The sequence below is a fragment of the Methylobacterium sp. Leaf361 genome (genome assembly GCF_001424445.1).
Classification (GTDB): Bacteria; Pseudomonadota; Alphaproteobacteria; order Rhizobiales; family Beijerinckiaceae; genus Methylobacterium.
The window spans coordinates 44,754-66,700 of the sequence record NZ_LMPY01000089.1; the positions used below are offsets into that span (position 1 = coordinate 44,754).

The following is a 21,947-nucleotide window of genomic DNA, read 5'->3' on the forward strand; positions in this document are numbered from 1 at the left end:
ATGCGTGGGCGCGCCGCCGGCCTCGCCGGCCTGCTCCTCGCCGCGTCCGTCGCCGGCCCGGGCGCCGCCCAGGATTACGGCGGCTTCGGCCGCCGCGGCACGCCCGGCGACTTCGATTTCTACGTCCTCGCCCTGTCGTGGTCGCCGACCTACTGCGCGGGGCCAGGCGCCCGCCGGGAGGACGACGTCCAGTGCGCCCCCGGGCGCGGCCTCGGCTTCGTCGTCCACGGCCTGTGGCCGCAATACGCGAGCGGGTACCCGCAGAACTGCTCGGCGGTGAACCGCGCGCCGACCCGGCAGGCGATGGAGGTCGCCGGGCAGGTCTACCCGAGCGAGGGTCTCGCCCGGTACGAGTGGCGCAAGCACGGCACCTGCTCGGGCCTCGATCCCGCCGCCTATTTCGCGGCCGCCCGCGCGGCGCGGCTCGCGGTGACGATCCCCGACGGGCTCAAGGGCGGCGCCCCGCCGCAGACCCTCGCGCCGATCGAGATCGCGCGGCAGTTCGTGGCGGCCAATCGCGGCCTGCGCCCCGACATGATGGCGGTCACCTGCACCCGCGGGCAGCTGCAGGAGGTCCGGATCTGCTTCGGCAAGTACCTGCGCGGCTTCACCCCCTGTCCCGAGGTCGGCCGCGGCAATTGCCGGGCGCCCGAGGTGAGCCTCGACGCCGCGCGCTGAGTTTTTTCCGCCTTTCGCGCACCGGCCCCTGGACCCGGCGCCCGGGATCGGCTTCAGCGCGCTGCCATGAACTATCGGCACGCCTTCCACGCCGGCAACCACGCCGACGTCCTCAAGCACCTCGTCCTGGCGCGGGTGCTCGACCACCTGCGCCTCAAGGACAAGCCGTTCCGGGCGCTGGACGCCTTCGCGGGCCTCGGCGCCTACGATCTCGAGGCCGACGAGGCGGCCCGGACCGGCGAGTGGCGGGACGGCTGGGGCCGGATGGCGGCGCCCTTCGCGCCGGGGGTGGAAGCGCTGCTGGAGCCCTACCGGGCCGCGGTGGCGGCGGTGCGCGCTCGACACGGCACCACCGCCTATCCGGGCTCGCCGGCCGTGATCCGCGAGGCGCTCCGCCCTGGCGACAAGGGCGTGTTCGTCGAGCTGCACCCGGCGGACGCCGCGACCCTGCAGGGCCGCTACGCGCGCGATCCCCGCACGAAGGTCATGAACCTCGACGGCTGGACCGCGATCAACGCGCAGATCCCGCCGCCGGAGCGGCGCGGCCTCGTGCTGATCGACCCGCCCTACGAGGTGCCCGGCGAGATCGAGCGCCTCGGCGCCCATCTCGCCCGCGCGGTGGCGAAGTGGCCGACCGGCCTGTTCCTGGCCTGGTACCCGATCAAGGACGCCGCGGCCCTCGACCGGATGGTCCGCGACCTCGGGGCCGCCCTGCCCCGCCCCGCCCTGCGGCTCGACCTGCTGATCGACCGGCCGGACGACCCGACGCGGCTGACCGGCAGCGGCCTGATCGTCGTCAACCCGCCCTGGCGCCTCGCCGATGAGGCGATGCTGTTCCTGCCGGCGCTCGCAGAACGTCTGGCCCGGCAGGACTTCGGAGGGTTTCGCTGCGATCCGATCGGCCCGGCCGCCTGACTCGGTAGAATTGGGGCGCCGCGCGGAAGACCTCCGGGCCTGCGCGGAAGGAAAAGGCCGGGGTTCCGATACAATTGTGGCGGCAAAGTCACATTTCCGCATCGAACGTGATCAGCGATACGGAACTGCCTAAAAATTATGCAACTGCTCTATGTTTGATTTTGTGTCAATCGCACCGCGATGTCAGCTTGGCCGTCGACGAACCCGAACGAGCTGCGACACCATGCTGAAGCGATCCACCCTGGCCGGACTGGCCACCGTGCTGCTGTCCTCGACCAGCATCCTCGCGGCCGACCTGTCGGCTCCGGCGCCGGTTCCGGTCGCGCCCCCCGCCGAGCCCTGCAAGGCCACGCTCCTCGGCCCGGCCTACGGCGGCGTGATCAAGGCCAACCCGAATCCGAGCTGCTTCTCGGCCGGACCGCTCGGCGACCTCTACGTGGGCGGCGCCATCACCGGCTACGGCTACACCCAGTCGAACCCGTTCGCGTCGTTCTCGACTCCGGCGGCGCCCAACGACCGCGACCGCGCGGCCCGGTTCGACTTCTCGAACGTGCAGGGCATCATCCAGAAGCCCGAGGGCGCGTTCCAGTTCTACATCCAGGCCGGCGGCTACTCGATCCCGCAGCTCGGCTTCCCCACCCTCAGCACCTTCACCCAGACCGACCTCCTGTTCGGCCCGGTCCCGGTCGCCTACGGCAAGATCCAGATCAACGATGAATGGTCGGTCCAGGGCGGCCGGATGTTCACCATGATCGGCACCGAGCTGCTGTTCACCTACCAGAACCTGAACATCAACCGCGGCCTCCTGTTCGTGCAGGAGAACTTCATCAACCAGGGCGTGCAGGTCAACTACAGCAGCGGGCCGCTCTCGGTGTCGGTCGCCGGCACGGACGGGTTCTTCTCCAACGAGATCTCGTGGTTCACCGGCAACGTCGCCTACAAGCTCGACGACTACAACACGATTGGCGTCAACGGCGGTCTGAACCTCGGCCGGACCAACGCCCTCGACCGCAGCCCGCGCTACCAGTTCGCGACGCCGAACCTCCAGCAGAACAGCGGCATCTTCAACATCAACTACACTTACGCGAACGGCCCGTGGATCATCTCGCCGTACTTCCAGTTCACCAACGTCGAGCGTGACCTGCGCGTCGGCATCGCCAACTCGGCCTCGACCTACGGCGGCGCGCTGCTGGCGGCCTACTCCTTCACCGACAACTTCGCCCTGGCCGGCCGCGTCGAGTACACCGAGCAGACGGGCGTCCGCGGGTCGGGCGGCACCAACCTGCTGGGCTTCGGCGCCGGCAGCAACGCCTTCTCGGTGACGGTCACGCCGACCTTCACCTTCGACCGCTACTTCTTCCGGGTGGAGTACGCCCACGTCGAGCTCGGCGGGATCACCCGCGGCAACCTCGCGGAAGGCACGCTCGGCACCGGCTTCGGCCGCACCGGAAACCGCACCTCGCAGGACCGCTACATGGTCGAGACCGGCATCACCTTCTGATCGGACCGCCCGGTCCGCTTCAGGAAACGGGTCGTCCTCGAGCCCCCGGCCTCCGGTCCGGGGGCTTTCTCGTGGCCGCGCACGTCGGTGCCGGCCCGATCCCGGGCGTCAGTCCCGCCTGAGCAGGCGCCGGCCCGGCCGATGGCCCTCCTCGCCGGTGTCGCGGAAGCCGAGCTTCTCCAGAAGGCCCCAGGAGGCGACGTTGGCGGGGCGGCACTCCGCCACGACGAGGCGCGCCGGGAAGCGCGCGCCGAGAAGCCCGAGGATCGCCGACACGGCCTCGTAGGCGAAGCCGCGCCCGCGGGCGGCGCCGCCGACCCAGTACCCGATCTCGATCGTGCCGGCGCCGCGCAGATGCGTGCCGAAGACGCCGACGAGCGCGCGCCCGGCCGGATCGGGCGCGCCGTCCCGCGTCCAGGCGCCGAGGAAGCAGTCCCGGCCCCGGGCGCAGCTGCGAATCAGGTCCTCGGCATCCTGCAGGGTGAACGGCGTCGGCAGGAAATCCACCGCCGCGGTGATGGCCGGATCGTCGGTGAGCGCGCGGACGGCCGGCGCGTCGGCAGGCCGGAGGGCGGCGATCGCGAGGCGCGCCGTCTCGAGCGCCGGCAGGTCGGCCAGGGTGTCGCGCGCGCCGCGGATGGTAAACATGGATGCGATGTGGGGTGCCGGCCGGTTACGAAAAGGGACGATCCCGCGAGCGGGAATCATCCTCGGGGCCACGCGAAAACCTTGCACCTACCTTCGCTCCAGGGTCGCAGACCGCCGGAACGGGAACGGTTGCTTAACCTGAATCCGTCTTCATTGGCGCATCAGGTTGCGTCAGGCAAACGGGTGCGTCGATGCGGGTGCGCGGTACGGGTCAGATGTTGCGGACGCTGTCGCGCGTCGCGCTCATCGGCATCATCGGCGGTGCGGCTGCCGCCTGTTCGTCGGACGCGTCGCGTCTGACGAACCCGTTCTCGAACCCGTTCGACTCGGAACCCTCCGCCACCGGCAGCCTGCCGGACGGGAGCCTCAAATCCGTCCCGCCGGTCCGGACTGGCCGCATCCAGTCGGAGGCGCTGGGCGCGCCAGCCGCCGCGCGGCCGGCCGCCGCCGCGACGCCGGTCCAGACCAACGCCGCCGCCCCCGCGACCCGCGTCGCCTCGACCGGCAAGGTCGGCTGGAGCGCCGAGGGTGGCACGCAGATCACCGTGTCGCGCAACGACAGCCTGAACCAGATGTCGACCCGCTTCGGCGTGCCCGCTTCGGCGATCCTGGCCGCCAACGGCCTGAGCAACGCGAACCAGATCACGCCCGGCCGCCAGATCGTGATCCCGGTCTACAACGCCTCCGGGCTGAACCCCGCCGCGTCCCCGATGACCGCCCGGCCGGCCCGGGCCGCCGAGGAGAAGCGCGAGGACGCCAAGCAGGTCGAGAACAAGATCGCGACCAAGCGCGAGGAGGCCAAGGAAGCCGCCAAGGAGGCCGCCCAGAAGCTGGCCGAGGCGAAGGCCGCCAAGGAGGCCGCGCAGAAGGCCGCCGCCGCCGAGAAGGAGGCGGAGCGCAAGGAGGCGCTCGCCCGCGACGCTGCCGCCCGCAAGGTCGCCGACGCCAAGACCCGCAAGGACGTTGCCCCGAAGGAGGGCGAGAAGCCGAAGCACGTGCGCCCGGGACAGGTCGCCAAGGCGGACGAGAAGAAGGCCGACGAGAAGAAGGCGGATCCGAAGGCCGAGGCCAAGGCGAAGGCCGAGGCGAAGGCTCAAGAGGCCAAGGCCGAGGCGAAGGCCGCCGCGAAGGCGGAGGCCGCCCAGAAGCTGGCCGAGGCGAAGGCAGCTAAGGAAGCTGCCCAGAAGGCCGCCAAGGAGGCCGCCGCTGCCGAGAAGGTCGAGAAGGTCGCCGCCAAGGAGGCGCCGAAGGCGGCCCCGGTCGCTGCCGCGCCGGCCAAGCCCGAGCCCGCCGCCACCGGCTCGGTGGCCGAAGCGACGGAGAACTTCCGCTGGCCCGCCAAGGGCCGGGTGATCTCCGGCTACGGCACCTCCGGCAACGAGGGCATCAACATCGCCGTGCCGGAGGGTACTCCGGTTAAGGCAGCCGAGGAGGGCACGGTCGCCTATGCCGGCTCCGACGTGAAGGGCTACGGCAAGCTGGTCCTCGTGCGCCACGCCAACGGCTACGTCTCGGCCTACGCCCATAACGGTGAGATCGACGTGAAGCCCGGCGAGAAGGTCAAGCGCGGACAGACCATCGCGAAGTCCGGCGCCTCCGGAAACGTGACCTCGCCGCAGCTGCACTTCGAGATCCGCAAGGGCGGCGCGCCCGTGGATCCGATGTCCCAGCTCGCCAGCAACTGAGGCGGTCGGAGCCGGGCCGAGGCCGGCCCACGCGCGACCGAACGAGACGGCAAGACGCGGCGGCGGTCCCGGACGGGGCCGCCGTTTCGCGTCGTCGTCCGCGGGTCGGCCGCCGGCTGTTCTAAGCCTTCGGCGCCTGCAGCGTCCCCTCGGGGCTGTGACGGTCGACGGTCTCGGGCAGAGCCTGCGCCAGGGTCGGGAACAGCTGGTCCATCGGAATGCCGAGCTTCTCCGCCATCTGGCGCACCTGCTCGTTGTCGAGCACCTTGCGCAGGTCCTCGGCCGTGATCGGCTCGTTCGGGCCGCGGCCGAGCCAGGAATTGACCTGGCTCTCGTAGCCGGAGCGTCGGAGCTGATCGAGCAGCGCGTTCAGTCCGCCGGGCAGCACCTGCTGGATCACGCCCGGCAATGCCTTCAGCACGATCTGCCCCAGCGAGCCGCCGAGAGTGTTGAGCAGACTCATGTGGACCCCCGTCGAATGGTCAGTGGCGGGAGTCTAGAGCAATCTCCGCGAAGCGGGAGAGGCCGGTGGTCCGCGACGCTCCGGTGTGAACCGCAATTTAGTCGACAGCGATCGGCTTTCGGTCCGGAATGCCGGCCGGGACATCGGTCCGCGGTCGGCTCTCATGAGATCCCTGGCGCTGTCATGCGTGCTCGCGGTCGCGTCCGTCTCCGCGGCCCTGCCGGACGCGGAAGCGACGCGTCCGGCGCAGGAGCGCTTTGCTCAGGAGCGCCCTCTCGCGGATGCCGTCTTCGTTCGGCCGCTCTACGGGACGTACCGCCATTGCGGCGGCTCCTGCCTGAAGAGCGGCGAACTGTCGTGGTTCTGCTTCGCCGGTCAGAGCTGCCACCTGAGCTGCGCGACCGCGCCGCCGCAGATGAAGTGCGCCGCCCCGTGATAAGGGCAATCAGCGGACCTGGGTGCTGAAATTCGGCTGCGGCTTCAGCGTGCCGTTCTCGCTCTGGTCGGCGACCGCCGCGGGCAGGAACTCCGCCAGCACTGTGGGGACGCGCGCCTCCGGGACGCCGAGATCGTACGCGAGGCGCTCGGTCACGCCCTGCGGCAGGCAGGCCGCGATGGCGCTCTCCGGCACCGTCTGCCGCGCGCCCGAGCCGAGCCAGGATGCCACCGCCTCCCTGTGCCCGGTCTCCCGCAGGCGGTCGAGGAAGGCCGGGAGGCCGCCGGGATAGAACTTCGCCAGCGACAGGGCGAGCTTGCCGCTGCCGGTCTCCTCGAGGGCCCGGTCGGCCGCCGCAACCACATCGCCGATCAGGGTCTTCGCACCGTCGAGCAGGCCCATGGTTCTCCACCGTCGCGCTTCTTCGTCGCAGGGTGAAGTCGGGCGCGAACCGGCGACGGCAAGCGCGTGCGGCAATTGCGCGGCGAACCGGCTAGGATCCCGGCGTCACGAACCCGGGAGCCATCGATGAAGCGCGTGCGGGCCGGCGTCCTGGAGGTCGCCTATCTCGAGTTCGGTCCGGCCGGCGGGCCGACGGCGGTGCTGCTCCACGGCTTCCCCTACGACGTCCACGCCTGCGCGGCCGCGGCCGCGCAGCTCGCCGCCGACGGCGTGCGCTGTCTCGTGCCGTACCTGCGCGGCTACGGGCCGACGCGCTTCCTGGATGCCGCCACGCCGCGCTCCGGCGAGCAGGCGGCGCTCGGGGCCGACCTGCTCGCCTTCCTCGACGCCCTCGGCGTCGGGAGCGCCGTGCTCGCCGGCTACGATTGGGGCGGCCGGGCCGCCTGCGTGGTGGCGGCGCTCTGGCCGGGCCGGGCCCGGGGCCTCGTCAGCTGCGGCGTCGGCTACAACATCCAGAACATCCCGGCCGCCGGGCGCCCGGCCGCGCCGGAGACCGAGCACCGCCTCTGGTACCAGTACTATCTCCACGGCGAGCGCGGCCGCGCCGGCCTCGCGGAGAACCGGGACGCCTTCTGCCGCCTGCTCTGGCAGCTCTGGTCGCCGACCTGGGCCTTCGACGCGGAGACTTTCGCGCGGACCGCCCGCGCCTTCGACAATCCCGACTTCGTCGACGTGGTGGTGCATTCCTACCGACACCGCTTCGGCCTCGTTCCGAGCGATCCGGCGCTGGTGGCGATCGAGGGGCGGCTGGCGGCCCAGCCGGCGATCGCCGTGCCGTCGATCGTCCTGCTCGGCGGCGATGACGGCGTCGGGCCGCCGACCGCCACGGATACCGACGCCCGCCGTTTCACCGGCCCGTACCGGCGTGAGATCGTCGCGGGGGTCGGCCACAACTTTCCCCAGGAGGCGCCGGACGCCTTCGCGGCGGCGATACGCGCCCTGCTATGAGCGCGCCGCCGATGCCCGGCGGTTCGGCGTTGCTTTCGGGAAGCCCCTGGCTATAGTCCGCGCGCTTTTCGACAGGTCTGCGGGCGCCACATCCGGCGGCAGGCCTGCGCGCCATTCGCAGGAGACGCTCGTTGATCACCCCCGCCTTCGCGCAAGGGGCCGGTGCGGCCGCTGGCGGAGCGGAGATCGCCTTTCAGGTGGTCCCGTTCGTCCTGATCTTCGTGATCATGTACTTCCTGATCCTGCGACCGCAGCAGAAGCGGGTCAAGGACCACCAGGCGCTGCTCAAGTCCGTGCGCCGGGACGACACGGTCGTCACCAACGGCGGCCTCGTCGGCCGCGTGACCAAGGCTTCGGACGACCAGGCCGAGATCGAGGTCGAGATCGCCCCGAACGTGCGCGTGCGGGTGGTCCGGTCGATGATCTCCGAGGTCCGCGCCAAGGGCACGGTGAAGGCCGCCTGATTCCCGGTTGAACCGGCCGGCGCCGCGCGCCGGCCCAAAAGAGAAAAAACGGCCGATGCTGCGCTTCTCCCGTGCGAAGATCATCGCGACACTGGGCCTGATCCTGGTGGGGCTGATGCTCGCCGTGCCGAGCTTCTTCTCGCCCGAGCAGCGCAAGAGCTTCGTCGCCAGCCTGCCCCCCTGGTTCCCCAGCTGGGTGGTGCCGACGCGCGCGATCGTGCTCGGCCTCGACCTGCAGGGCGGCTCGCAGCTGCTGCTCGAGGTGGACCAGAACGAGCTGATCGCCTCGCAGGCGAAGGCCCTGCGCGACGACGTGCGCCGCGTGCTCCAGCAGGAGAACGTCCGCGCCGACGGCGGCATCGGCCTGCTGCCGCGCGGCGTGCAGGTGAAGATCGACGACGCCGCCGCCCGGGCCAAGGTCCTGCCGAAGCTCCAGGAGCTGTCGCAGCCGATCACCACCTCGATCGGCCAGACGGCGGCCCGCACCCTGGACATCGCCGAGCAGCCGGGCGGGGTGATCCGCCTGACCCTCACCGATGCCGGCATCACCGACCGCACCCGCCGGGCCGTGAGCCAGGGCATCGAGGTCATCCGGCGCCGCCTCGACTCGACCGGAACCACCGAGCCTTCGATCCAGCAGCAGGGCGCGGACCGGATCCTGATCCAGGTGCCCGGCGAGCAGAACCCGGAGCGGCTCGAGAAGCTGCTCGGCTCCACCGCCAAGCTCGAGTTCCGCATGCTCGCCGACAGCCCCTCGGGCGACGTCGACATGCTGCCCTCCAAGGACGAGAAGGGCGCCAAGGTTCCGGTGGAGCGCCGGGTCATGGCCGACGGCGGCGAGCTGACCGACGCGCAGCCGTCCTTCGACCAGCAGTCCCACGAGCCGATGGTGAGCTTCAAGTTCAACCTGCGCGGCGCGCAGCGCTTCGGACAGGCGACCTCGGAGAATATCGGCCGGCGCATGGCGATCGTGCTCGACAACGAGGTCGTGTCGGCCCCGGTGATCCGCTCGGCGATCACCGGCGGCTCGGGCCAGATCACCGGCAACTTCACCGTGCAGCAGGCCAACGATCTGGCGGTCCTGCTGCGCGCCGGCGCGCTGCCCGCGAAGTTCACCGTGGTCGAGCGCCGCGTCGTCGGCCCGGGCCTCGGCCGCGACTCCATCGAGGCCGGCAAGCTCGCGACCCTGGTGGCGGCGGCCCTCGTCGTGACCTTCATGTTCGCGACCTACGGGACCTTCGGCTTCATCGCCAACATCGCCCTCATCGTCCACGTCGGGCTGATCCTCGGCCTGATGTCGGTGCTGGAGGCGACCATGACGCTCCCGGGCATCGCCGGCATCGTGCTCACCATCGGCACCGCGGTGGATTCGAACGTGCTGATCTACGAGCGCATGCGCGAGGAGCAGCGGGCCGGCCGCTCGCTGATCTCGGCGCTGCAGGCGGGCTTCGACCGGGCCTTCGCCACCATCATCGACTCGAACTCGACCATGGCGATCGCCGCCCTGATCCTGTTCTTCCTCGGCTCGGGCCCGGTGAAGGGCTTCGCCGTGGTCTTCATCCTCGGCATCCTCACCACGGTCATCACCGCGGTGACGCTGACCCGGATGATGATCGCGGTGTGGTACAACACGTTCCGGCCGAAGACCCTGCCGTTCTGATTAGTCTGGGAGGCCATCGAAGGAGCGCGGGCGGCGCGACGTGACCCCCCTGTCCCGCACGGGAGAGGGGACCCGCGCCTCGACCGTCCTCCATCGCGATGTCCGCGAATAGAGTACCGACCATGCGCCTGCTCCGCCTCTGGCCCGATGAATCGCATTTCGACTTCATGCGATTCCGGCGCTTCACCTTCCCGCTCTCGGCGGTGCTGTCGCTCGCGACCGTGGCGCTGTTCCTGACGATCGGCCTGAACTTCGGCATCGACTTCAAGGGCGGCACCCTGGTGGAGCTGCAGGCGAAGTCCGGCACCGCGGACGTGGCGTCGATCCGGCACACGGCCGCGGGCTTCGGCTTCGGCGAGCCGGAGGTTCAGGAACTCGGCAACCAGGGCACCGTGCTGGTCCGCCTGCCGCTCCAGCCCGGCGAGCAGGGCCAGACCGCGGTGATGAACAAGGCGCACGCCGCCTTCGACAAGGATTACGATTTCCGCCGCACCGAGACCGTCGGTCCGCGCGTCTCCGGCGAGCTCGTCCAGTCCGGCACGCTCGGCGTCGTGCTCTCCGTCGTGGCCGTGCTGCTCTACCTCTGGTTCCGATTCGAGCGGGAGCTGGCGCTCGGCGCCATCGTGGGTACCCTCCACGACATCGTGCTGACCGTCGGCGTCTTCATCATCAGCCGGATCGAGTTCAACATGACCTCGATCGCCGCGATCCTGACGATCGTCGGTTACTCGCTGAACGAGACCGTGGTGGTGTTCGACCGGACCCGCGAGCTCATGCGCCGCTACAAGACCATTCCGACCGTCGACCTGCTCAACCTGTCGATCAACTCGACCATGTCGCGCACGGTGATGACGTCGATCTCGTCGGCGCTGTCGCTGCTGGCGCTGGTGCTGTTCGGCGGCGAGGCGATCAAGGGCTTCGCCGTCGTGATGCTCTGCGGCGTCCTGATCTGCACCTACTCGGCGATCTTCGTCTCGACGCCGGTGTTGATCTATCTGGGCCTGATGCTCTCGGGCGCCCGCGCGGCCTCGGAGCGGTCCGGCGTCCCGCAACCGGCGGAGTAGTCCCTTTTCCCAGATGGCCGATCAGCCAAGTCCGAAGAACTTCGACTCCGGCTTCGTGCCGGGGCGGCACATCATCGACACCTACGGCAACGGCGGCTTCCGCTTCGCCGGGATGTCGCATCGCGGCTCGATCCTGCTGCTGCCCTCCGGGGTCCGCGCCTGGGACGTGACGGAGCCGCGGGCCATCGACCGCACGGCCCTGCGCCCGGTCCAGGCCGAGGCCGGCGGCATCGAGCTGCTGCTCGTCGGGACTGGCCTCGACATCGCGGCGATCGATCCCGCGCTCCGGGGCTGGCTGAAGGATCTCGGCGTCGGCCTCGACGTGATGCAGACCGGCGCCGCCGCCCGGACCTACAACATCCTGGTGGCCGAGAACCGCAAGGTCGCCGCCGCGCTGATCGCGGTGGCCTGATGCCGGAGGTCGACGGCCAGACCGCCGAGACCGGGCTCGCCTTCGCGCAGTCCCACTGCGAGGGCCTCGTGCGGGCCGGCGACCCGGACCGCTACTACGCGACCCTGTTCGCCCCGGCCGCCGCCCGCCCGCACCTCTTCGCCCTCTACGCCTTCTCGTTGACCATCGCGCGGGTGCGCGAGGCCGTCTCGAATCCGATGGCCGGCGAGATCCGCCTGCAATGGTGGCGCGACGCCCTGCAGGGCGAGGCGCGCGGCGACGTGCGCGCCAACCCGGTGGCGGCCGCCCTGGAGGAGGCGATCCGGGCGAACCGCCTCGGGCGCCAGCCCTTCGTCGACCTGATCGACGCCCGCGTCTTCGACCTCTACGAGGATCCGATGCCCCGGGTGAACGACCTCGAGGGCTATTGCGGCGAGACCGCCTCGGCGCTGTTCCGGCTGGCGAGCCTCGTGATCGGCAACGGCACCGAACCGGGCGGCGCGGGCGCGGCCGGGCATACCGGCGTCGCCTACGGGATCACCGGGCTCCTGCGCGCCCTGCCCTGGCACGCCCGCGCGGGGCAGGTCTACCTGCCGGCCGACATCCTCGGCCGCTACGGCGTGACCCGCGAGGACATCGTGACGGGCCGCGGCGGGCCGGGCCTGCGCCGCGCCTGCGCCGACCTGCGCGACCTCGCCCGGCAGCACCTCAAGGCCTTCGAGGCGGCGCGCCCGACCATCGCGCCCTCGGCGGGCGCCGCCTTCCTGCCCACGGCCCTGGTGGAGCCCTACCTCGCCGCCATGGAGCGGGCCTCGTACGACCCGCTCAACACGCCCGTCGAGCTGCCGCGCTGGCGCCGGCTGTGGCGCCTGTGGTGGGCGGCGCGGCGCGTCGGATAGCGGCGGCGTCTTTGCGAGCGGGGCGAAGCAATCCAGCGGCGCCACGCCTGCGGAGGGCGCGCGGCCACGGGTCGCTTCGCTGCGCTCGCGATGACGGAGGGTTGTCAGAGTACCTGCGCCAGTCCCGGCACCAGGGCCGCCAGACGCACCGGCGCGCCGAGCTCCGGCTCGGCCTCCGGCGTCGCCAGCACCGCCACCCGGCAGCCGCCGTCGCCGCGCAGGCCCGTCACCAGCCGTCCGCCCGGTTCCAGGGCCGCGCGCCAGTGCGATGGGATCGCGGGAACGCTGCCGTGGACGAGGATCCGGTCGAAGCCGCCGTCCGGCAGGTCCGGGGCCAGCCCGTCCGCCCGGACGACATGCACCTCGGACAGGGCCGCGAGCCGCCGCGTCGCCGCCCCGGCCAGCGATGTGTAGCGCTCCAGGCTGAGCACCGCCCCGGCGCCCAGCTGGGCGAGCAGCGCGGTCACGTAGCCCGAGCCGGTGCCGATCTCCAGGACGCGCTGGCCGGGCTCGAGCCGCAGCTGCGCCAGCATCAGCGCCACCGTCGACGGCGCCGTCATCGAGGCGCCGCACGACAGCGGCAGCGCGATGTCGCGCCGCGCGTGCTCCCGATGCGGCGGCGGCGCGAAGGTGTCCCGCGGGACCTGCTCCATGGCCCGCAGCACCGCGGTGTCCCGCAGGCCGCGACCCCGGAGCGCCATCACGAAGGCCGCGTTGCCGGCAGCCTCCTCCAGGCTGCCCAGATCGATCACTCGGCGAAAGCCTGCGCGAAGCGCGTCAGCGTCGGCTCGTCGGTGAGGTCGAGGCGCAGGGGCGTCACCGAGATCCGCTTCTCGGCGATGGCCTTGAGATCCGAACCGTGGCCCGGCTCGAACCGGGCCTTGGCGAAGGCCAGCCAGAAATACGGGTTGCCGCGCCCGTCGACACGCGCGTCGATCGACAGCAGCGCCTGATTGCGGAAGCCCTGCGCCGCCACCGCGACGCCCTGCACGTCGGCCGGTTCGCAGTCCGGGAAGTTCACGTTGATCAGGATGCCGGGCTCGATCCCGGTCTCCAGGATCTTCCGGACGACCTTCGCGCCGTGCGTCCGGGCGCAGTCCCACTTGAGCGCGCCGCGCCCGCCGGCGCCGTAGGCCTGGCTCATGGCGATGGAGCGGATGCCGAGGATCGTCCCCTCCATGGCGGCCGCGATCGTGCCCGAATAGGTCACGTCCTCGGCGACGTTCTGGCCGCGGTTGACTCCCGACAGGACGAGGTCCGGCCCGTGATCGCCCAGGATATGGCGCACGCCCAGGATCACGCAGTCCGACGGCGTGCCCTTCACGGCGAAGCGCTGCTCCGAGACCTGCCGCAGCCGCAGCGGATCGTTGAGCGAGAGCGAGTGCGACACGCCGGACTGGTCGCTCTCCGGCGCCACGACCCAGACGTCGTCCGAGAGCTCTTTGGCGATCTCCTCCAGGGTACTGAGCCCCGGCGCGTGGATGCCGTCGTCGTTGGTGACCAGGATGCGCATCAGCGGGTGCCCTCGATCCGGTTGAGCCCGCCCATGTAGGGGTGGAGCACCGACGGGAGCGTGATGCTCCCGTCCGGGTTCTGGTAGTTCTCCATCACGGCGATGAGCGCGCGGCCGACCGCGACGCCCGAGCCGTTGAGGGTGTGGACATAGGCCGGCTTGCCGTCCTTGCCCCGGTAGCGGGCGTTCATCCGCCGCGCCTGGAAGTCGCCGCAGACCGAGCAGGACGAGATCTCGCGGTGGGTGCGCTGGCCCGGCACCCAGACCTCGATGTCGTAGGTCTTCTGGCTGGCGAAGCCCATGTCGCCGGTGCAGAGCGTCATCACCCGGTAGGGCAGATCCAGCTTCTTCAGCACCGCCTCGGCGCTGGTCAGCATCCGCTCGTGCTCGTTGGCGGATTCCTCCGGCGTCGTGATCGAGACCAGCTCGACCTTGTTGAACTGGTGCTGGCGCAGCATCCCGCGGGTGTCCCGCCCCGCCGCCCCGGCCTCGGCCCGGAAGCAAGGGGTGAGCGCGGTGAAGCGCAGGGGCAGTTCCTCCTCGCGGAGGATTGACTCACGGACGAGGTTGGTGAGCGGCACCTCGGCGGTGGGGACGAGCCAGCGGCGATCCTGTAGGGGAGGATCGCTTTCAAAAGTTCTTTTGAGGGCTACGCGATCCGCACCGTCAACATCCCCCTGCAGTGATTTTACTGTCTGAAGTATGGCTTCGAAGGCTTGCTGGCTTCGATCGACGCCGGTTGCGAACTGATCATCCAAAAACTTTGGGAGCTGTGCGGTCCCGAACATGGCCTCGTCTCTGACGAGGATCGGCGGCGCCACTTCTAGATACCCATGCTCCTGCGTGTGCAGGTCGAGCATGAACTGGCCGAGCGCCCGCTCCAGCCGGGCAAGCTGGCCCTTCAGCACCACGAAGCGCGAGCCGGACAGCTTGGCCGCCGCCTCGAAATCCATCAGGCCCGCGGCCTCGCCGAGCTCGAAATGCTCCTTGCCCTCGGTCAGCCGCCCGCGGGTCGCGGCGTGGCTGCGATAGAGGACGTTGCCGTGCTCGTCCGCGCCCTCGGGGACGTCGGGCTTCGGCCGGTTCGGGATCGCGGCGAGGCGGTCTGCCAGGGTCTTGTCGGCCGCGTCCTGCGCCGCCTTCAGCTGCGGCTCGGCGCCCTTCAGGGCCGCGACCTCGGCCATCAGGGCGGCGGCGCGCTCCTCGTCCTTGGCCTTCTTGGCGCCGCCGATCTCCTTGGCCAGAGCGTTGCGCCGCTCCTGGTTGGCCTGCGCGGCCGAGACCGACGATTTCCGCGCCTCGTCGAGGGCGATCAGCTCGGCCGAGAGCGGCGCGAGGCCCCGGCGCTGGAGGTCGCGGTCGAAGGCGTCCGGGTTCTCCCGGATGGCGCGGATGTCGTGCATCGAGTCGGCTCGGGTCTTCTGCGCGGCGTCGAGCGCGCGGGTCCCGCTTTGCCGCATCGCGTCCGGTGGGACAAGCGCGCGGGAGCGTCCGAGACGGCCGTTAGCCCTTCGGCGGCGCGAGCTTCAGCTGGTCGATCGCCCAGAGCCACGTGCCGTCCGCCTGCTCGCGGGCGACCTCCACCGAGAACGCGCCGTTGGGCAGCCGCGCGAAGGTCATGGCCAGCGCGCCGTTGCGCAGCGGCGGCGGCGTTTCCGGCGCCGGGAAGTCGGATTTGCGCGCCAGCAGGTCGGCGTAGAAGGTCCGGATCTCGGCGTGGCCCGTGGCGACGACGCGACCCGCCGCCAGCACCGCGTCGGGCTCGTAGAGGGCGACGAGGCCCTCGACGTCGCCGGCATTGGCGCGCTGATTGAACAGGGCGGCGAGCGCCTCGGGGGCGCGGGCGGGCTCTCGCGTCTGGTCCGTCATGGCGTCTCCTCACTCCGGGCATTGCGGCCATCGCGGCCATCGCGGCCGTCGCGGCCATCGCGGCCATCGCGGCCGTTCGGTGCTGCGGCAATGCGCCGGGCGGCCGATCTTTCCCCGACGCGCGTCATTTCAGGCGCGTGCCGTGGCGGTCGGCCACCGACACGGCGACCGGAATCCCGGCCTTCACGCTCTCCGAGACGGTGCAGAACCGCTCGAACTGCTCCAGGACCCGGTCGATCCGCGGCATGTCGGCGGCGGCGGCTCCGAGCTGGATGTGGACGCCGATCCCGGTGACGCGCAGCCGCCCCTCGGCGTTGCGCTCCACCCGGCAGGACGCCTCGGCCGCGACGCCGCGCGCGTCCTGGCGGAACTTGCCCAGGGCGAAGACGAGGCTGGCACAGAGGCAGTTCGCGACGCCGGAGATCAGGAGCTGCTCGGGAAACGGCCCGGTCCCGCCGCCGATCGGGGGCGCCTCGTCGGTGCGCAACGCCGGGAGGGCCGCGCTGAAATCGACCGTGAAGACGTAATCCGCGACCTGGGTGATCCGGATCGTCGGTTCCGCTTCCATCGATACTCCCCGGAGGACGTTTCGGCGCGACCGGCCGGGTATACCAACGCTCGATCCCGGTTCGCGTTCGGGAGGACCGCGCCATGCGTCCGGACACGGATGATTTCCCCGGTTCTTCCCCGTAGAACCGGCCGCCCGACCGACCCGCACGCGAACCCCCCGATCCGATGACGAGCCCCGCGACCCTCGACACCCTGATGCCGCTCCTGGAGCGCATCGCCACCGCGCTGGAGCGGACCGCGCCCGCCGTCCCGCCAGCGTTCGACCCGAGCGCTGCCGACGCGTTCCTGTGGGGGCCCGAGCGCCGGCTGACCCCGGTGCCGCAGGTGGCCCGGGTGGAGATGGGGCTCCTCACCGGCATCGACCGGGCGCGCGACACCCTGGTGGAGAACACCGAGCGCTTCGCCCGCGGCCTGCCGGCCAACAACGCCCTGCTGTGGGGCGCCCGCGGCATGGGCAAGTCCTCGCTGGTCAAGGCGGCCCACGCCGAGATCAACGCCCGCCGGCCCGCCGGCAGCCTGCCGATGAAGCTCGTCGAGATCCACCGCGAGGACATCGAGGCGCTGCCCGACCTGATGGCCCTGCTGCGGCCGGACCCGCACCGCTGGCTCGTCTACTGCGACGACCTCTCCTTCGACGCCGACGACACCTCGTACAAGTCGCTCAAGACGGCGCTCGACGGCGGCATCGAGGGGCGGCCGGGGAACGTGCTGTTCTACGCCACATCGAACCGCCGCCACCTGCTCGCTCGCGACATGGTGGAGAACGAGCGCTCGACCGCCATCAACCCCGGCGAGGCGGTGGAGGAGAAGGTCTCGCTCTCCGACCGGTTCGGCCTCTGGCTCGGTTTCCACAAGTGCAGCCAGGACGAGTACCTGGCGATGATCCGCGCCTACGCCGACCGCTACGGCCTCGCCGTGGCGCCGGACCAGCTGCGCGCCGAATCCCTGGAATGGGCCACCACCCGCGGCTCGCGCTCGGGCCGGACCGCGTTCCAGTTCATCCAGGACCTGGCCGGGCGGCTCGGCAAGACGCTGGACTGAGGGGCGGCGCCGAGCTCTCGTCGTCATCCGCGCCCTGGCTGATGGCGTCGGCCCCGCCGTCTTTGCGAGCGGAGCGAAGCAATCCAGGCAGCGCCACGCTTGGCAATGTCGCGCTGCCCTGGGTCACTTCGCTCCGCTCGTGATGACGGAGGGCGCGCTAGCGCCCGCTCGACCCGAACCCGCCCGCGCCCCGCTCCGAGCCGGGGCCGGGCGCGCCCTCCAGCACAGTCAGCGCCGGCCGCGTGATCCGCGTGAAGACGAGCTGCGCGATCCGCTCGCCCGGCTCGATCCGCACGGGCTCGGATGCGTCGCGATTCCAGGCGGAGACCAGCAGCGGACCCTCGTAATCCGCGTCGATCACGCCGGTGCCGTTGCCGAGCACCAGACCGTCCCGGTGTCCGCGGCCCGAGCGCGGGAAGATCAGCCCGCACCAGGCGGGATCGCGGATCAGCACGCTGACCCCCGCCGGGATCAGGACCGCCTTCCCCTGAGGCTGCAACTCCAGGGGCGCGTCGAGGCAGGCGTGCAGGTCGAGGCCGGCCGCGGCCGCCGAACCCCAGCGCGGGAAGCCCCAGCCCGGCAGGCGCGGGTCGAGCAGCCGCAGCCCGACCTCCGGCAGGTCGCTCACGCGGTCATCCGCGCGACCGCCTCGGCCATGGCGAGCGTCCGCCGGGCGGCCTCGACGTGGAGGCGCTCGACCATCTTGCCGTCCACCGCGATGACCCCGCGCTCGCGGTTCTCCGGCGCGTCGAACACGTCCATCAGCCGGCGGGCCTGCGCGATCTCCTCGGCATCCGGCCCGAAGGCGGCGTTGGCCGGACCGATCTGGCTCGGGTGGATCAGCATCTTGCCGTCGAAGCCGAGGTCGCGGCCCTGCGCGCACTCGGCCTCGAACCCGGTCGCGTCCTCGAGGTCGGTGAACACGCCGTCGATCGCCTCGATCTCGTAGGCCCGGGCGGCGGCCAGGACGTTCATCAGCCAGGGCAGCAGGGCAGCCCGCCCCGGCGGCCGGATCCGCGACGCCTTCAGCAGGTCGTTCGGGCCGATCACCAGGGCGCCGAGCCGGCCGTCCACGTCCCGGGCCGCGCCCGCGATCTCGGCGGCGTTCACCACCGCCATCGGCGTCTCGATCATCGCCCAGACCCGCGTCGCCAGGGGCGCGCCGAGGCGGCGCAGGCGGGAGCCCACGGCGATCAGCGCGTCGGAGGTCCGGACCTTCGGCACCAGGATCGCGTCCGGGGCGGCCGGCGCGAGCGCCACGAGGTCGGCCTCGCCGTCCTCGGTTTCCGGCGGGTTGATGCGGACCACGACCTCGCGCGGGCCGAAGCCCCGCGCGGCGACCGCGGCGGCGACCTGGGCGCGGGCGGCAGCCTTCGCGGTGGGGGCGGTGCCGTCCTCGAGGTCGATCAGGATCACGTCGGCGGGGAGAGACCGCGCCTTCTCCAGCGCCCGGGCGTTGGAGCCCGGCATCGCCAGCACGCTGCGACGGGGACGGATCTCGCTCATCACGCTTCTCCCGGGCCGGCGGCGCCCTCGGCGACGCGGATAGCTTTCCGCGCGCATCCCGGCAAGAACGCGGGCCGGAACGACGGCCGCACGCACCGCGGCGGGGGAATGGCATGGCGCGCTGGATCGCGGGACTGGACGGCTGCCGCGGCGCCTGGGCGGGCGCGCTCCTCGACCTGGACGACCCCGACCGGCACCGCTGCGCCCTGTTCCCCGACGTCGCCGCGCTCCTCGACGCGCCGGAGCGGCCCGGCATCGTCGGGATCGACGTGCCGATCGGGCTGCCCGACCGGATCACCGGCGGCGGCCGCGGCGCCGACCGGGCCGCGCGCGCCCGGCTCGGGCCGGCGCGGGCCTCGGTGTTCCCGATGCCGCCGCGGAGCGCGGTCTACGCCCCCGACTACGCCGCCGCGAAGGCCGCCTCGCGGGCGGCGAGCGACCCGCCCTTCGCGCCGTCGATCCAGGGCTACAACATCTTCCGCTACGTCCGCGCGGTCGACACGCTCCTGCGGGAGCGCCCGGAGGCGCGCGCGCGGGTCCACGAGGTCCATCCCGAGGTGGCCTTCCACGCCCTCAACGGCGGCCGGCCGCTCGGCCTGCCCAAGAAGGGCAGGCGCGCCCGCGAGGGGCTGGACCTCCGGCGGGCGCTCCTCGCGGCGGCGGGCCTGCCGGACGCGCTGATCGGGTCCCGGGTCAAGGGCGTTCCGGAGGACGACCATCTCGACGCGCTGGCCGCCCTCGTGGTGGCCCGCGACATAAGCCTCGGACAGGCCGTGCCGCTGCCGGATCCGCCCGAGCGCGACGCCTTCGGGCTCCCCGTCGTGATCTGGGCACCGGCGCCCCGCCCGCCGGCCTGAACCGGCGCCCCGCACCTCCGCCGGGCGCGTCGGCGACCGCAACGTGCTGTTTTGCACGCAGGCGCGCGCGCGGCCGGTGTCCGTCCCCGGCGCGCGCTCTAGCTCTGGCTGCATGAGCGCCGCGAACCCCCTGCCCGTCCGACACATCGCCCGCGCGATCGTCCTCGATCCGCGGGACCGGATCCTGCTCATCGCCTACACGTCGGTCCACGCGAGGGGGCCGGACGGGGCGCCGCTCCGGTTCTGGTTCATGCCCGGCGGCGGCCTTGAGCCCGGCGAGGACCACGTCACCGCCTGCCGGCGGGAACTCGAGGAGGAGATCGGCCGGGGCGACGCCGCGATCGGCCCGCAGGTCGCGGCCTGCGACGGCCCATTCCACCTGTTCCGTCAGGCACGGGACGCCCGGGAGCGCTACTTCCTCGTCCGCCTGCCCGACGACCGGGTCGACACGAGCCGGCTCGCCGAGACCGAGGACAACCCGCTGATCGGGACGCGCTGGTGGCCGCTCGACGAGTTGCGCGCTAGCGGTGAGCACGTCGAGCCGGCCGGTCTCGCGGATCTGGCGTCGGACCTCGCGCGCGGGACTATTCCGGCCCAGCCGCGCGTTCTTGCTTGGCGAGGACTTTGATTTCACTCCCGCTGTCGCGGATTTGTCTAACTGGAGACGACTTTATGTTCCCCGTCTACCTGACCGAAGGCTACCGGTCCTTCCTCCTCGACCGCTTCCCGACCGAGCGTCGGCGCTTCGCGCAGCTCGCCTCGACGCAGAATCCGGAGATCCTGGTCATCAGCTGCTGCGACAGCCGGGTCTCGCCCAGCGCGATCTTCAATGCCGGCCCGGGCGAGCTGTTCACGATCCGCAACGTCGCCAACCTCGTGCCGGTCTACCAGCCGGACGGCCAGTATCATGGCACCTCGGCGGCCCTGGAATTCGCCGTCCAGGCCCTGGAGGTGAAGCACATCGTCGTCCTCGGGCATGCCACCTGCGGCGGCATCAAGGCCTGGGCCAACAAGGCGAAGCCGCTCTCGCCCGGCGACTTCATCGGCAAGTGGGTCTCGCTCGTGGGTCAGGCCGAGGACAAGGCCGGCGATCCCGCCGCGCCGAACTACCTGACCAAGCTGGAACATGCCGTGGTCGTCCAGAGCATGGAGAACCTGCTGACCTTCCCGTTCGTGAAGGAGCGGGTCGACGACGGCCGCCTCGAGATCCACGGCGCGCATTTCGGCGTGGCCAGCGGCTCCCTGCTGGTGCGCGATCCGCAGTCCGGCGAGTTCAAGCCGCCGATCGACACGACCGGCCAGTCGGTCCGTTCCGTCGCCGCCATCGCGTGCGAGTGAGCGCACGGCGCGGGCGCTGAGATTCGGGACCGGTCGGCCGGTCCCGGATCCGATGATGCTGGGACGCGCCGGCGCGGCGCGTCCGCGAAGGTCGTTCGCCGCGGTCGGCCGGCGATCATCCTGGCTCGAACAGCCATCGACATGAGAAAGGCGGCGGGGTCGCGCCCGCCGCCTTCTCGTTCGGCCCGGCCGAGGCCGGGCCGCCGAAGTCCGTGCCGCTTACATGGCGCCCGGGAGACGCTCGGCCTGCTGCAGGTGCATCTGCAGGGCCGGCAGGGCCTGCTGGGCGTAGTTGCGCAGGGCCGGGTTCGGGCCGCCCTGAGCGTAGGCCTGGGTCATCGCGATGGTCATCTGATGGGCCTGGATCTGCTGCGACGCGTACAGGCGGTCGAAGCGCGCGCCGGCCGGGGCGGCCGAGAGCTGGGCCAGCATCGCCTGCTGCTCCGGGTTCGGCGGGACGATCGTCGAGGCGCCGGTCGCCATCACGTCGCCGCGGCCGATCTGGCCACCCGCGGCGGCGCCGCGCGCCGCGCCGGCACCCGCGCCCTCGAGGCCGCCGACCGGGCCGCCCGCCAGGGTGCCGCCGACCACGCCGGTCGCCGCGCCGACGCCGGCGCCCACGGCGCTGCCCGCCACCGCGATCGGGGCGGTGACCAGGCCACCGAGGCCCGGATCGCCGGCGACGCCGTTCATCTGGCCGCCGGCCAGGGCGACGTTGGCGGCGCGGTGGTCACGGAGCACCTCCTGGGCGTAGGAGCGGATGCGCGGGTTGCGCGACTTGGACAGGGCGATCTGCGAGGACTGGATCTCGAAGGCGTTCGCCTGCATCGACTGCATGCGGAAGTCGTTGGCGCTCTGGGCCATGGCCGGGGTCGACAGCGCCAGGACGAGCGCGGACGCGGCAGCGTAGTTCTTCAGCATCGGGACCTCTGTTCGAGATGGGCACGCGAACCGCGGAAGGACGCCGCATGTGCAGCACGGACGCCTCGGCAGACGACGTCGCAGGCAACTCGGAGCCGGCGGGTTCGCGAATTGGTCC

At 71.8% G+C, this 21,947-nt stretch carries 26 protein-coding genes; 15 read left to right on the forward strand and 11 right to left on the reverse strand.

Features of this window, described 5'->3' with window-relative positions; all coding sequences use genetic code 11:
* The 3 genes from ASG32_RS31300 to ASG32_RS31310 all read left to right on the forward strand — a co-directional run bounded on the left by ASG32_RS31300 (nucleotide 1) and on the right by ASG32_RS31310 (nucleotide 3,094).
* A complete protein-coding gene (locus ASG32_RS31300; protein WP_056533915.1) occupies nucleotides 1-678 on the forward strand; it encodes a ribonuclease T in 678 nt (225 codons plus the stop codon).
* A gap of 66 nt (nucleotides 679-744) precedes the next feature.
* Nucleotides 745-1,593, forward strand: coding sequence for a 23S rRNA (adenine(2030)-N(6))-methyltransferase RlmJ (gene rlmJ / locus ASG32_RS31305; RefSeq protein ID WP_056533916.1), 849 nt, complete (start codon nucleotides 745-747; stop codon nucleotides 1,591-1,593).
* A gap of 223 nt (nucleotides 1,594-1,816) precedes the next feature.
* Nucleotides 1,817-3,094, forward strand: coding sequence for a porin (locus tag ASG32_RS31310; protein ID WP_020094215.1), 1,278 nt, complete (start codon nucleotides 1,817-1,819; stop codon nucleotides 3,092-3,094).
* 108 nt (nucleotides 3,095-3,202) lie between these two features.
* On the opposite strand, the gene ASG32_RS31315 is transcribed toward ASG32_RS31310, so the two are convergent.
* Nucleotides 3,203-3,742 carry a GNAT family N-acetyltransferase gene (locus ASG32_RS31315; RefSeq protein WP_056533918.1) on the reverse strand — a complete coding sequence of 180 codons (540 nt, stop codon included), beginning with the start codon at nucleotides 3,740-3,742 and terminating at the stop codon, nucleotides 3,203-3,205.
* Between the two features lie 191 nt (nucleotides 3,743-3,933).
* On the opposite strand from ASG32_RS31315, the gene ASG32_RS31320 reads away from it, so the two are divergent.
* Nucleotides 3,934-5,427 carry a peptidoglycan DD-metalloendopeptidase family protein gene (locus ASG32_RS31320; protein WP_056533920.1) on the forward strand — a complete coding sequence of 498 codons (1,494 nt, stop codon included), beginning with the start codon at nucleotides 3,934-3,936 and terminating at the stop codon, nucleotides 5,425-5,427.
* 121 nt (nucleotides 5,428-5,548) lie between these two features.
* Here the strand turns inward: ASG32_RS31320 and ASG32_RS31325 are convergent, their stop codons facing one another.
* A complete protein-coding gene (locus ASG32_RS31325; protein WP_056533921.1) occupies nucleotides 5,549-5,890 on the reverse strand; it encodes a YidB family protein in 342 nt (113 codons plus the stop codon).
* Nucleotides 5,891-6,053: 163 nt separating this feature from the next.
* Here ASG32_RS31325 and ASG32_RS31330 point away from each other — a divergent pair, with 163 nt between their 5' ends.
* Complete coding sequence (locus ASG32_RS31330) at nucleotides 6,054-6,326, forward strand: hypothetical protein (protein WP_056533925.1); 273 nt, start codon at nucleotides 6,054-6,056, stop codon at nucleotides 6,324-6,326.
* Nucleotides 6,327-6,335: 9 nt separating this feature from the next.
* On the opposite strand, the gene ASG32_RS31335 is transcribed toward ASG32_RS31330, so the two are convergent.
* On the reverse strand, nucleotides 6,336-6,728 hold the full coding sequence (locus tag ASG32_RS31335) for a YidB family protein (RefSeq protein ID WP_056533926.1): 393 nt from the start codon (nucleotides 6,726-6,728) through the stop codon (nucleotides 6,336-6,338).
* A 126-nt stretch (nucleotides 6,729-6,854) separates the two neighbouring features.
* Here ASG32_RS31335 and ASG32_RS31340 point away from each other — a divergent pair, with 126 nt between their 5' ends.
* From ASG32_RS31340 to ASG32_RS31365, 6 genes are all read left to right on the forward strand, one after another.
* On the forward strand, nucleotides 6,855-7,736 hold the full coding sequence (locus tag ASG32_RS31340; protein ID WP_056533927.1) for an alpha/beta hydrolase: 882 nt from the start codon (nucleotides 6,855-6,857) through the stop codon (nucleotides 7,734-7,736).
* A gap of 131 nt (nucleotides 7,737-7,867) precedes the next feature.
* Nucleotides 7,868-8,200 carry a preprotein translocase subunit YajC gene (yajC, locus tag ASG32_RS31345; RefSeq protein WP_020094208.1) on the forward strand — a complete coding sequence of 111 codons (333 nt, stop codon included), beginning with the start codon at nucleotides 7,868-7,870 and terminating at the stop codon, nucleotides 8,198-8,200.
* A 55-nt stretch (nucleotides 8,201-8,255) separates the two neighbouring features.
* On the forward strand, nucleotides 8,256-9,860 hold the full coding sequence (gene secD / locus ASG32_RS31350; RefSeq protein WP_020094207.1) for a protein translocase subunit SecD: 1,605 nt from the start codon (nucleotides 8,256-8,258) through the stop codon (nucleotides 9,858-9,860).
* A 122-nt stretch (nucleotides 9,861-9,982) separates the two neighbouring features.
* Nucleotides 9,983-10,924, forward strand: coding sequence for a protein translocase subunit SecF (gene secF / locus ASG32_RS31355; RefSeq protein WP_012319245.1), 942 nt, complete (start codon nucleotides 9,983-9,985; stop codon nucleotides 10,922-10,924).
* 13 nt (nucleotides 10,925-10,937) lie between these two features.
* A complete protein-coding gene (locus tag ASG32_RS31360) occupies nucleotides 10,938-11,336 on the forward strand; it encodes an MTH938/NDUFAF3 family protein (protein ID WP_056533929.1) in 399 nt (132 codons plus the stop codon).
* On the forward strand, nucleotides 11,336-12,214 hold the full coding sequence (locus ASG32_RS31365) for a phytoene/squalene synthase family protein (protein ID WP_056533931.1): 879 nt from the start codon (nucleotides 11,336-11,338) through the stop codon (nucleotides 12,212-12,214). Before ASG32_RS31360 ends, ASG32_RS31365 begins: the two co-directional genes overlap by 1 nt.
* 104 nt (nucleotides 12,215-12,318) lie before the next feature.
* Here the strand turns inward: ASG32_RS31365 and ASG32_RS31370 are convergent, their stop codons facing one another.
* From ASG32_RS31370 to ASG32_RS31390, 5 genes are all read right to left on the reverse strand, one after another.
* On the reverse strand, nucleotides 12,319-12,966 hold the full coding sequence (locus tag ASG32_RS31370; RefSeq protein WP_082558134.1) for a methyltransferase domain-containing protein: 648 nt from the start codon (nucleotides 12,964-12,966) through the stop codon (nucleotides 12,319-12,321).
* Nucleotides 12,963-13,727: a 5'/3'-nucleotidase SurE gene (gene surE / locus ASG32_RS31375; protein ID WP_056533934.1), complete on the reverse strand. Its 765-nt coding sequence runs from the start codon at nucleotides 13,725-13,727 to the stop codon at nucleotides 12,963-12,965. Before surE ends, ASG32_RS31370 begins: the two co-directional genes overlap by 4 nt.
* Complete coding sequence (serS, locus tag ASG32_RS31380) at nucleotides 13,727-15,130, reverse strand: serine--tRNA ligase (protein WP_056534133.1); 1,404 nt, start codon at nucleotides 15,128-15,130, stop codon at nucleotides 13,727-13,729. The genes surE and serS overlap by 1 nt, the downstream gene beginning before the upstream one ends.
* A gap of 100 nt (nucleotides 15,131-15,230) precedes the next feature.
* Nucleotides 15,231-15,596, reverse strand: coding sequence for a nuclear transport factor 2 family protein (locus ASG32_RS31385; protein ID WP_056533936.1), 366 nt, complete (start codon nucleotides 15,594-15,596; stop codon nucleotides 15,231-15,233).
* Nucleotides 15,597-15,720: 124 nt separating this feature from the next.
* Nucleotides 15,721-16,164 (reverse strand): OsmC family protein, encoded by a 444-nt coding sequence (locus tag ASG32_RS31390; protein ID WP_056533937.1) that lies wholly within the window; start codon nucleotides 16,162-16,164, stop codon nucleotides 15,721-15,723.
* 167 nt (nucleotides 16,165-16,331) lie between these two features.
* Between ASG32_RS31390 and ASG32_RS31395 the strand changes: the two genes are divergently transcribed.
* Nucleotides 16,332-17,207, forward strand: a complete 876-nt coding sequence (locus ASG32_RS31395) for an ATP-binding protein (RefSeq protein WP_020094198.1) — start codon at nucleotides 16,332-16,334, stop codon at nucleotides 17,205-17,207.
* 157 nt (nucleotides 17,208-17,364) lie between these two features.
* On the opposite strand, the gene dut is transcribed toward ASG32_RS31395, so the two are convergent.
* Together dut and ASG32_RS31405 are read right to left on the reverse strand one after the other, a co-directional pair.
* On the reverse strand, nucleotides 17,365-17,835 hold the full coding sequence (gene dut, locus ASG32_RS31400) for a dUTP diphosphatase (RefSeq protein WP_056533939.1): 471 nt from the start codon (nucleotides 17,833-17,835) through the stop codon (nucleotides 17,365-17,367).
* On the reverse strand, nucleotides 17,832-18,713 hold the full coding sequence (locus ASG32_RS31405; protein ID WP_056533940.1) for a CoA ester lyase: 882 nt from the start codon (nucleotides 18,711-18,713) through the stop codon (nucleotides 17,832-17,834). Before ASG32_RS31405 ends, dut begins: the two co-directional genes overlap by 4 nt.
* Before the next feature lie 113 nt (nucleotides 18,714-18,826).
* Between ASG32_RS31405 and ASG32_RS31410 the strand changes: the two genes are divergently transcribed.
* From ASG32_RS31410 to ASG32_RS31420, 3 genes are all read left to right on the forward strand, one after another.
* Nucleotides 18,827-19,570: a DUF429 domain-containing protein gene (locus ASG32_RS31410; RefSeq protein WP_056533941.1), complete on the forward strand. Its 744-nt coding sequence runs from the start codon at nucleotides 18,827-18,829 to the stop codon at nucleotides 19,568-19,570.
* A 112-nt stretch (nucleotides 19,571-19,682) separates the two neighbouring features.
* Nucleotides 19,683-20,198: an NUDIX domain-containing protein gene (locus ASG32_RS31415; RefSeq protein ID WP_020094194.1), complete on the forward strand. Its 516-nt coding sequence runs from the start codon at nucleotides 19,683-19,685 to the stop codon at nucleotides 20,196-20,198.
* A 44-nt stretch (nucleotides 20,199-20,242) separates the two neighbouring features.
* Nucleotides 20,243-20,908 (forward strand): carbonic anhydrase, encoded by a 666-nt coding sequence (locus ASG32_RS31420; protein ID WP_020094193.1) that lies wholly within the window; start codon nucleotides 20,243-20,245, stop codon nucleotides 20,906-20,908.
* 219 nt (nucleotides 20,909-21,127) lie between these two features.
* Here the strand turns inward: ASG32_RS31420 and ASG32_RS31425 are convergent, their stop codons facing one another.
* The gene (locus ASG32_RS31425; protein WP_020094192.1) at nucleotides 21,128-21,829 is read right to left on the reverse strand and encodes a DUF4142 domain-containing protein; all 702 of its coding nucleotides are present in this window, start codon (nucleotides 21,827-21,829) and stop codon (nucleotides 21,128-21,130) included.
* Nucleotides 21,830-21,947: the final 118 nt, after the last annotated feature.

Coding starts and splice junctions, on each gene's coding strand:
- surE (WP_056533934.1), bottom strand. CDS start 13,727: ATGCGCATCCTGGTCACCAACGACGACGGCATCCACGCGCCGGGGCTC.
- ASG32_RS31325 (WP_056533921.1), bottom strand. CDS start 5,890: ATGAGTCTGCTCAACACTCTCGGCGGCTCGCTGGGGCAGATCGTGCTG.
- ASG32_RS31390 (WP_056533937.1), bottom strand. CDS start 16,164: ATGGAAGCGGAACCGACGATCCGGATCACCCAGGTCGCGGATTACGTC.
- ASG32_RS31385 (WP_056533936.1), bottom strand. CDS start 15,596: ATGACGGACCAGACGCGAGAGCCCGCCCGCGCCCCCGAGGCGCTCGCC.
- rlmJ (WP_056533916.1), top strand. CDS start 745: ATGAACTATCGGCACGCCTTCCACGCCGGCAACCACGCCGACGTCCTC.
- ASG32_RS31410 (WP_056533941.1), top strand. CDS start 18,827: ATGGCGCGCTGGATCGCGGGACTGGACGGCTGCCGCGGCGCCTGGGCG.
- ASG32_RS31310 (WP_020094215.1), top strand. CDS start 1,817: ATGCTGAAGCGATCCACCCTGGCCGGACTGGCCACCGTGCTGCTGTCC.
- ASG32_RS31365 (WP_056533931.1), top strand. CDS start 11,336: ATGCCGGAGGTCGACGGCCAGACCGCCGAGACCGGGCTCGCCTTCGCG.
- ASG32_RS31395 (WP_020094198.1), top strand. CDS start 16,332: ATGACGAGCCCCGCGACCCTCGACACCCTGATGCCGCTCCTGGAGCGC.
- ASG32_RS31330 (WP_056533925.1), top strand. CDS start 6,054: ATGAGATCCCTGGCGCTGTCATGCGTGCTCGCGGTCGCGTCCGTCTCC.
- ASG32_RS31425 (WP_020094192.1), bottom strand. CDS start 21,829: ATGCTGAAGAACTACGCTGCCGCGTCCGCGCTCGTCCTGGCGCTGTCG.
- ASG32_RS31405 (WP_056533940.1), bottom strand. CDS start 18,713: ATGAGCGAGATCCGTCCCCGTCGCAGCGTGCTGGCGATGCCGGGCTCC.
- ASG32_RS31335 (WP_056533926.1), bottom strand. CDS start 6,728: ATGGGCCTGCTCGACGGTGCGAAGACCCTGATCGGCGATGTGGTTGCG.
- secD (WP_020094207.1), top strand. CDS start 8,256: ATGCTGCGCTTCTCCCGTGCGAAGATCATCGCGACACTGGGCCTGATC.
- ASG32_RS31340 (WP_056533927.1), top strand. CDS start 6,855: ATGAAGCGCGTGCGGGCCGGCGTCCTGGAGGTCGCCTATCTCGAGTTC.
- ASG32_RS31360 (WP_056533929.1), top strand. CDS start 10,938: ATGGCCGATCAGCCAAGTCCGAAGAACTTCGACTCCGGCTTCGTGCCG.
- ASG32_RS31300 (WP_056533915.1), top strand. CDS start 1: ATGCGTGGGCGCGCCGCCGGCCTCGCCGGCCTGCTCCTCGCCGCGTCC.
- ASG32_RS31320 (WP_056533920.1), top strand. CDS start 3,934: ATGCGGGTGCGCGGTACGGGTCAGATGTTGCGGACGCTGTCGCGCGTC.
- serS (WP_056534133.1), bottom strand. CDS start 15,130: ATGCACGACATCCGCGCCATCCGGGAGAACCCGGACGCCTTCGACCGC.
- secF (WP_012319245.1), top strand. CDS start 9,983: ATGCGCCTGCTCCGCCTCTGGCCCGATGAATCGCATTTCGACTTCATG.
- ASG32_RS31420 (WP_020094193.1), top strand. CDS start 20,243: ATGTTCCCCGTCTACCTGACCGAAGGCTACCGGTCCTTCCTCCTCGAC.
- ASG32_RS31415 (WP_020094194.1), top strand. CDS start 19,683: ATGAGCGCCGCGAACCCCCTGCCCGTCCGACACATCGCCCGCGCGATC.
- ASG32_RS31315 (WP_056533918.1), bottom strand. CDS start 3,742: ATGTTTACCATCCGCGGCGCGCGCGACACCCTGGCCGACCTGCCGGCG.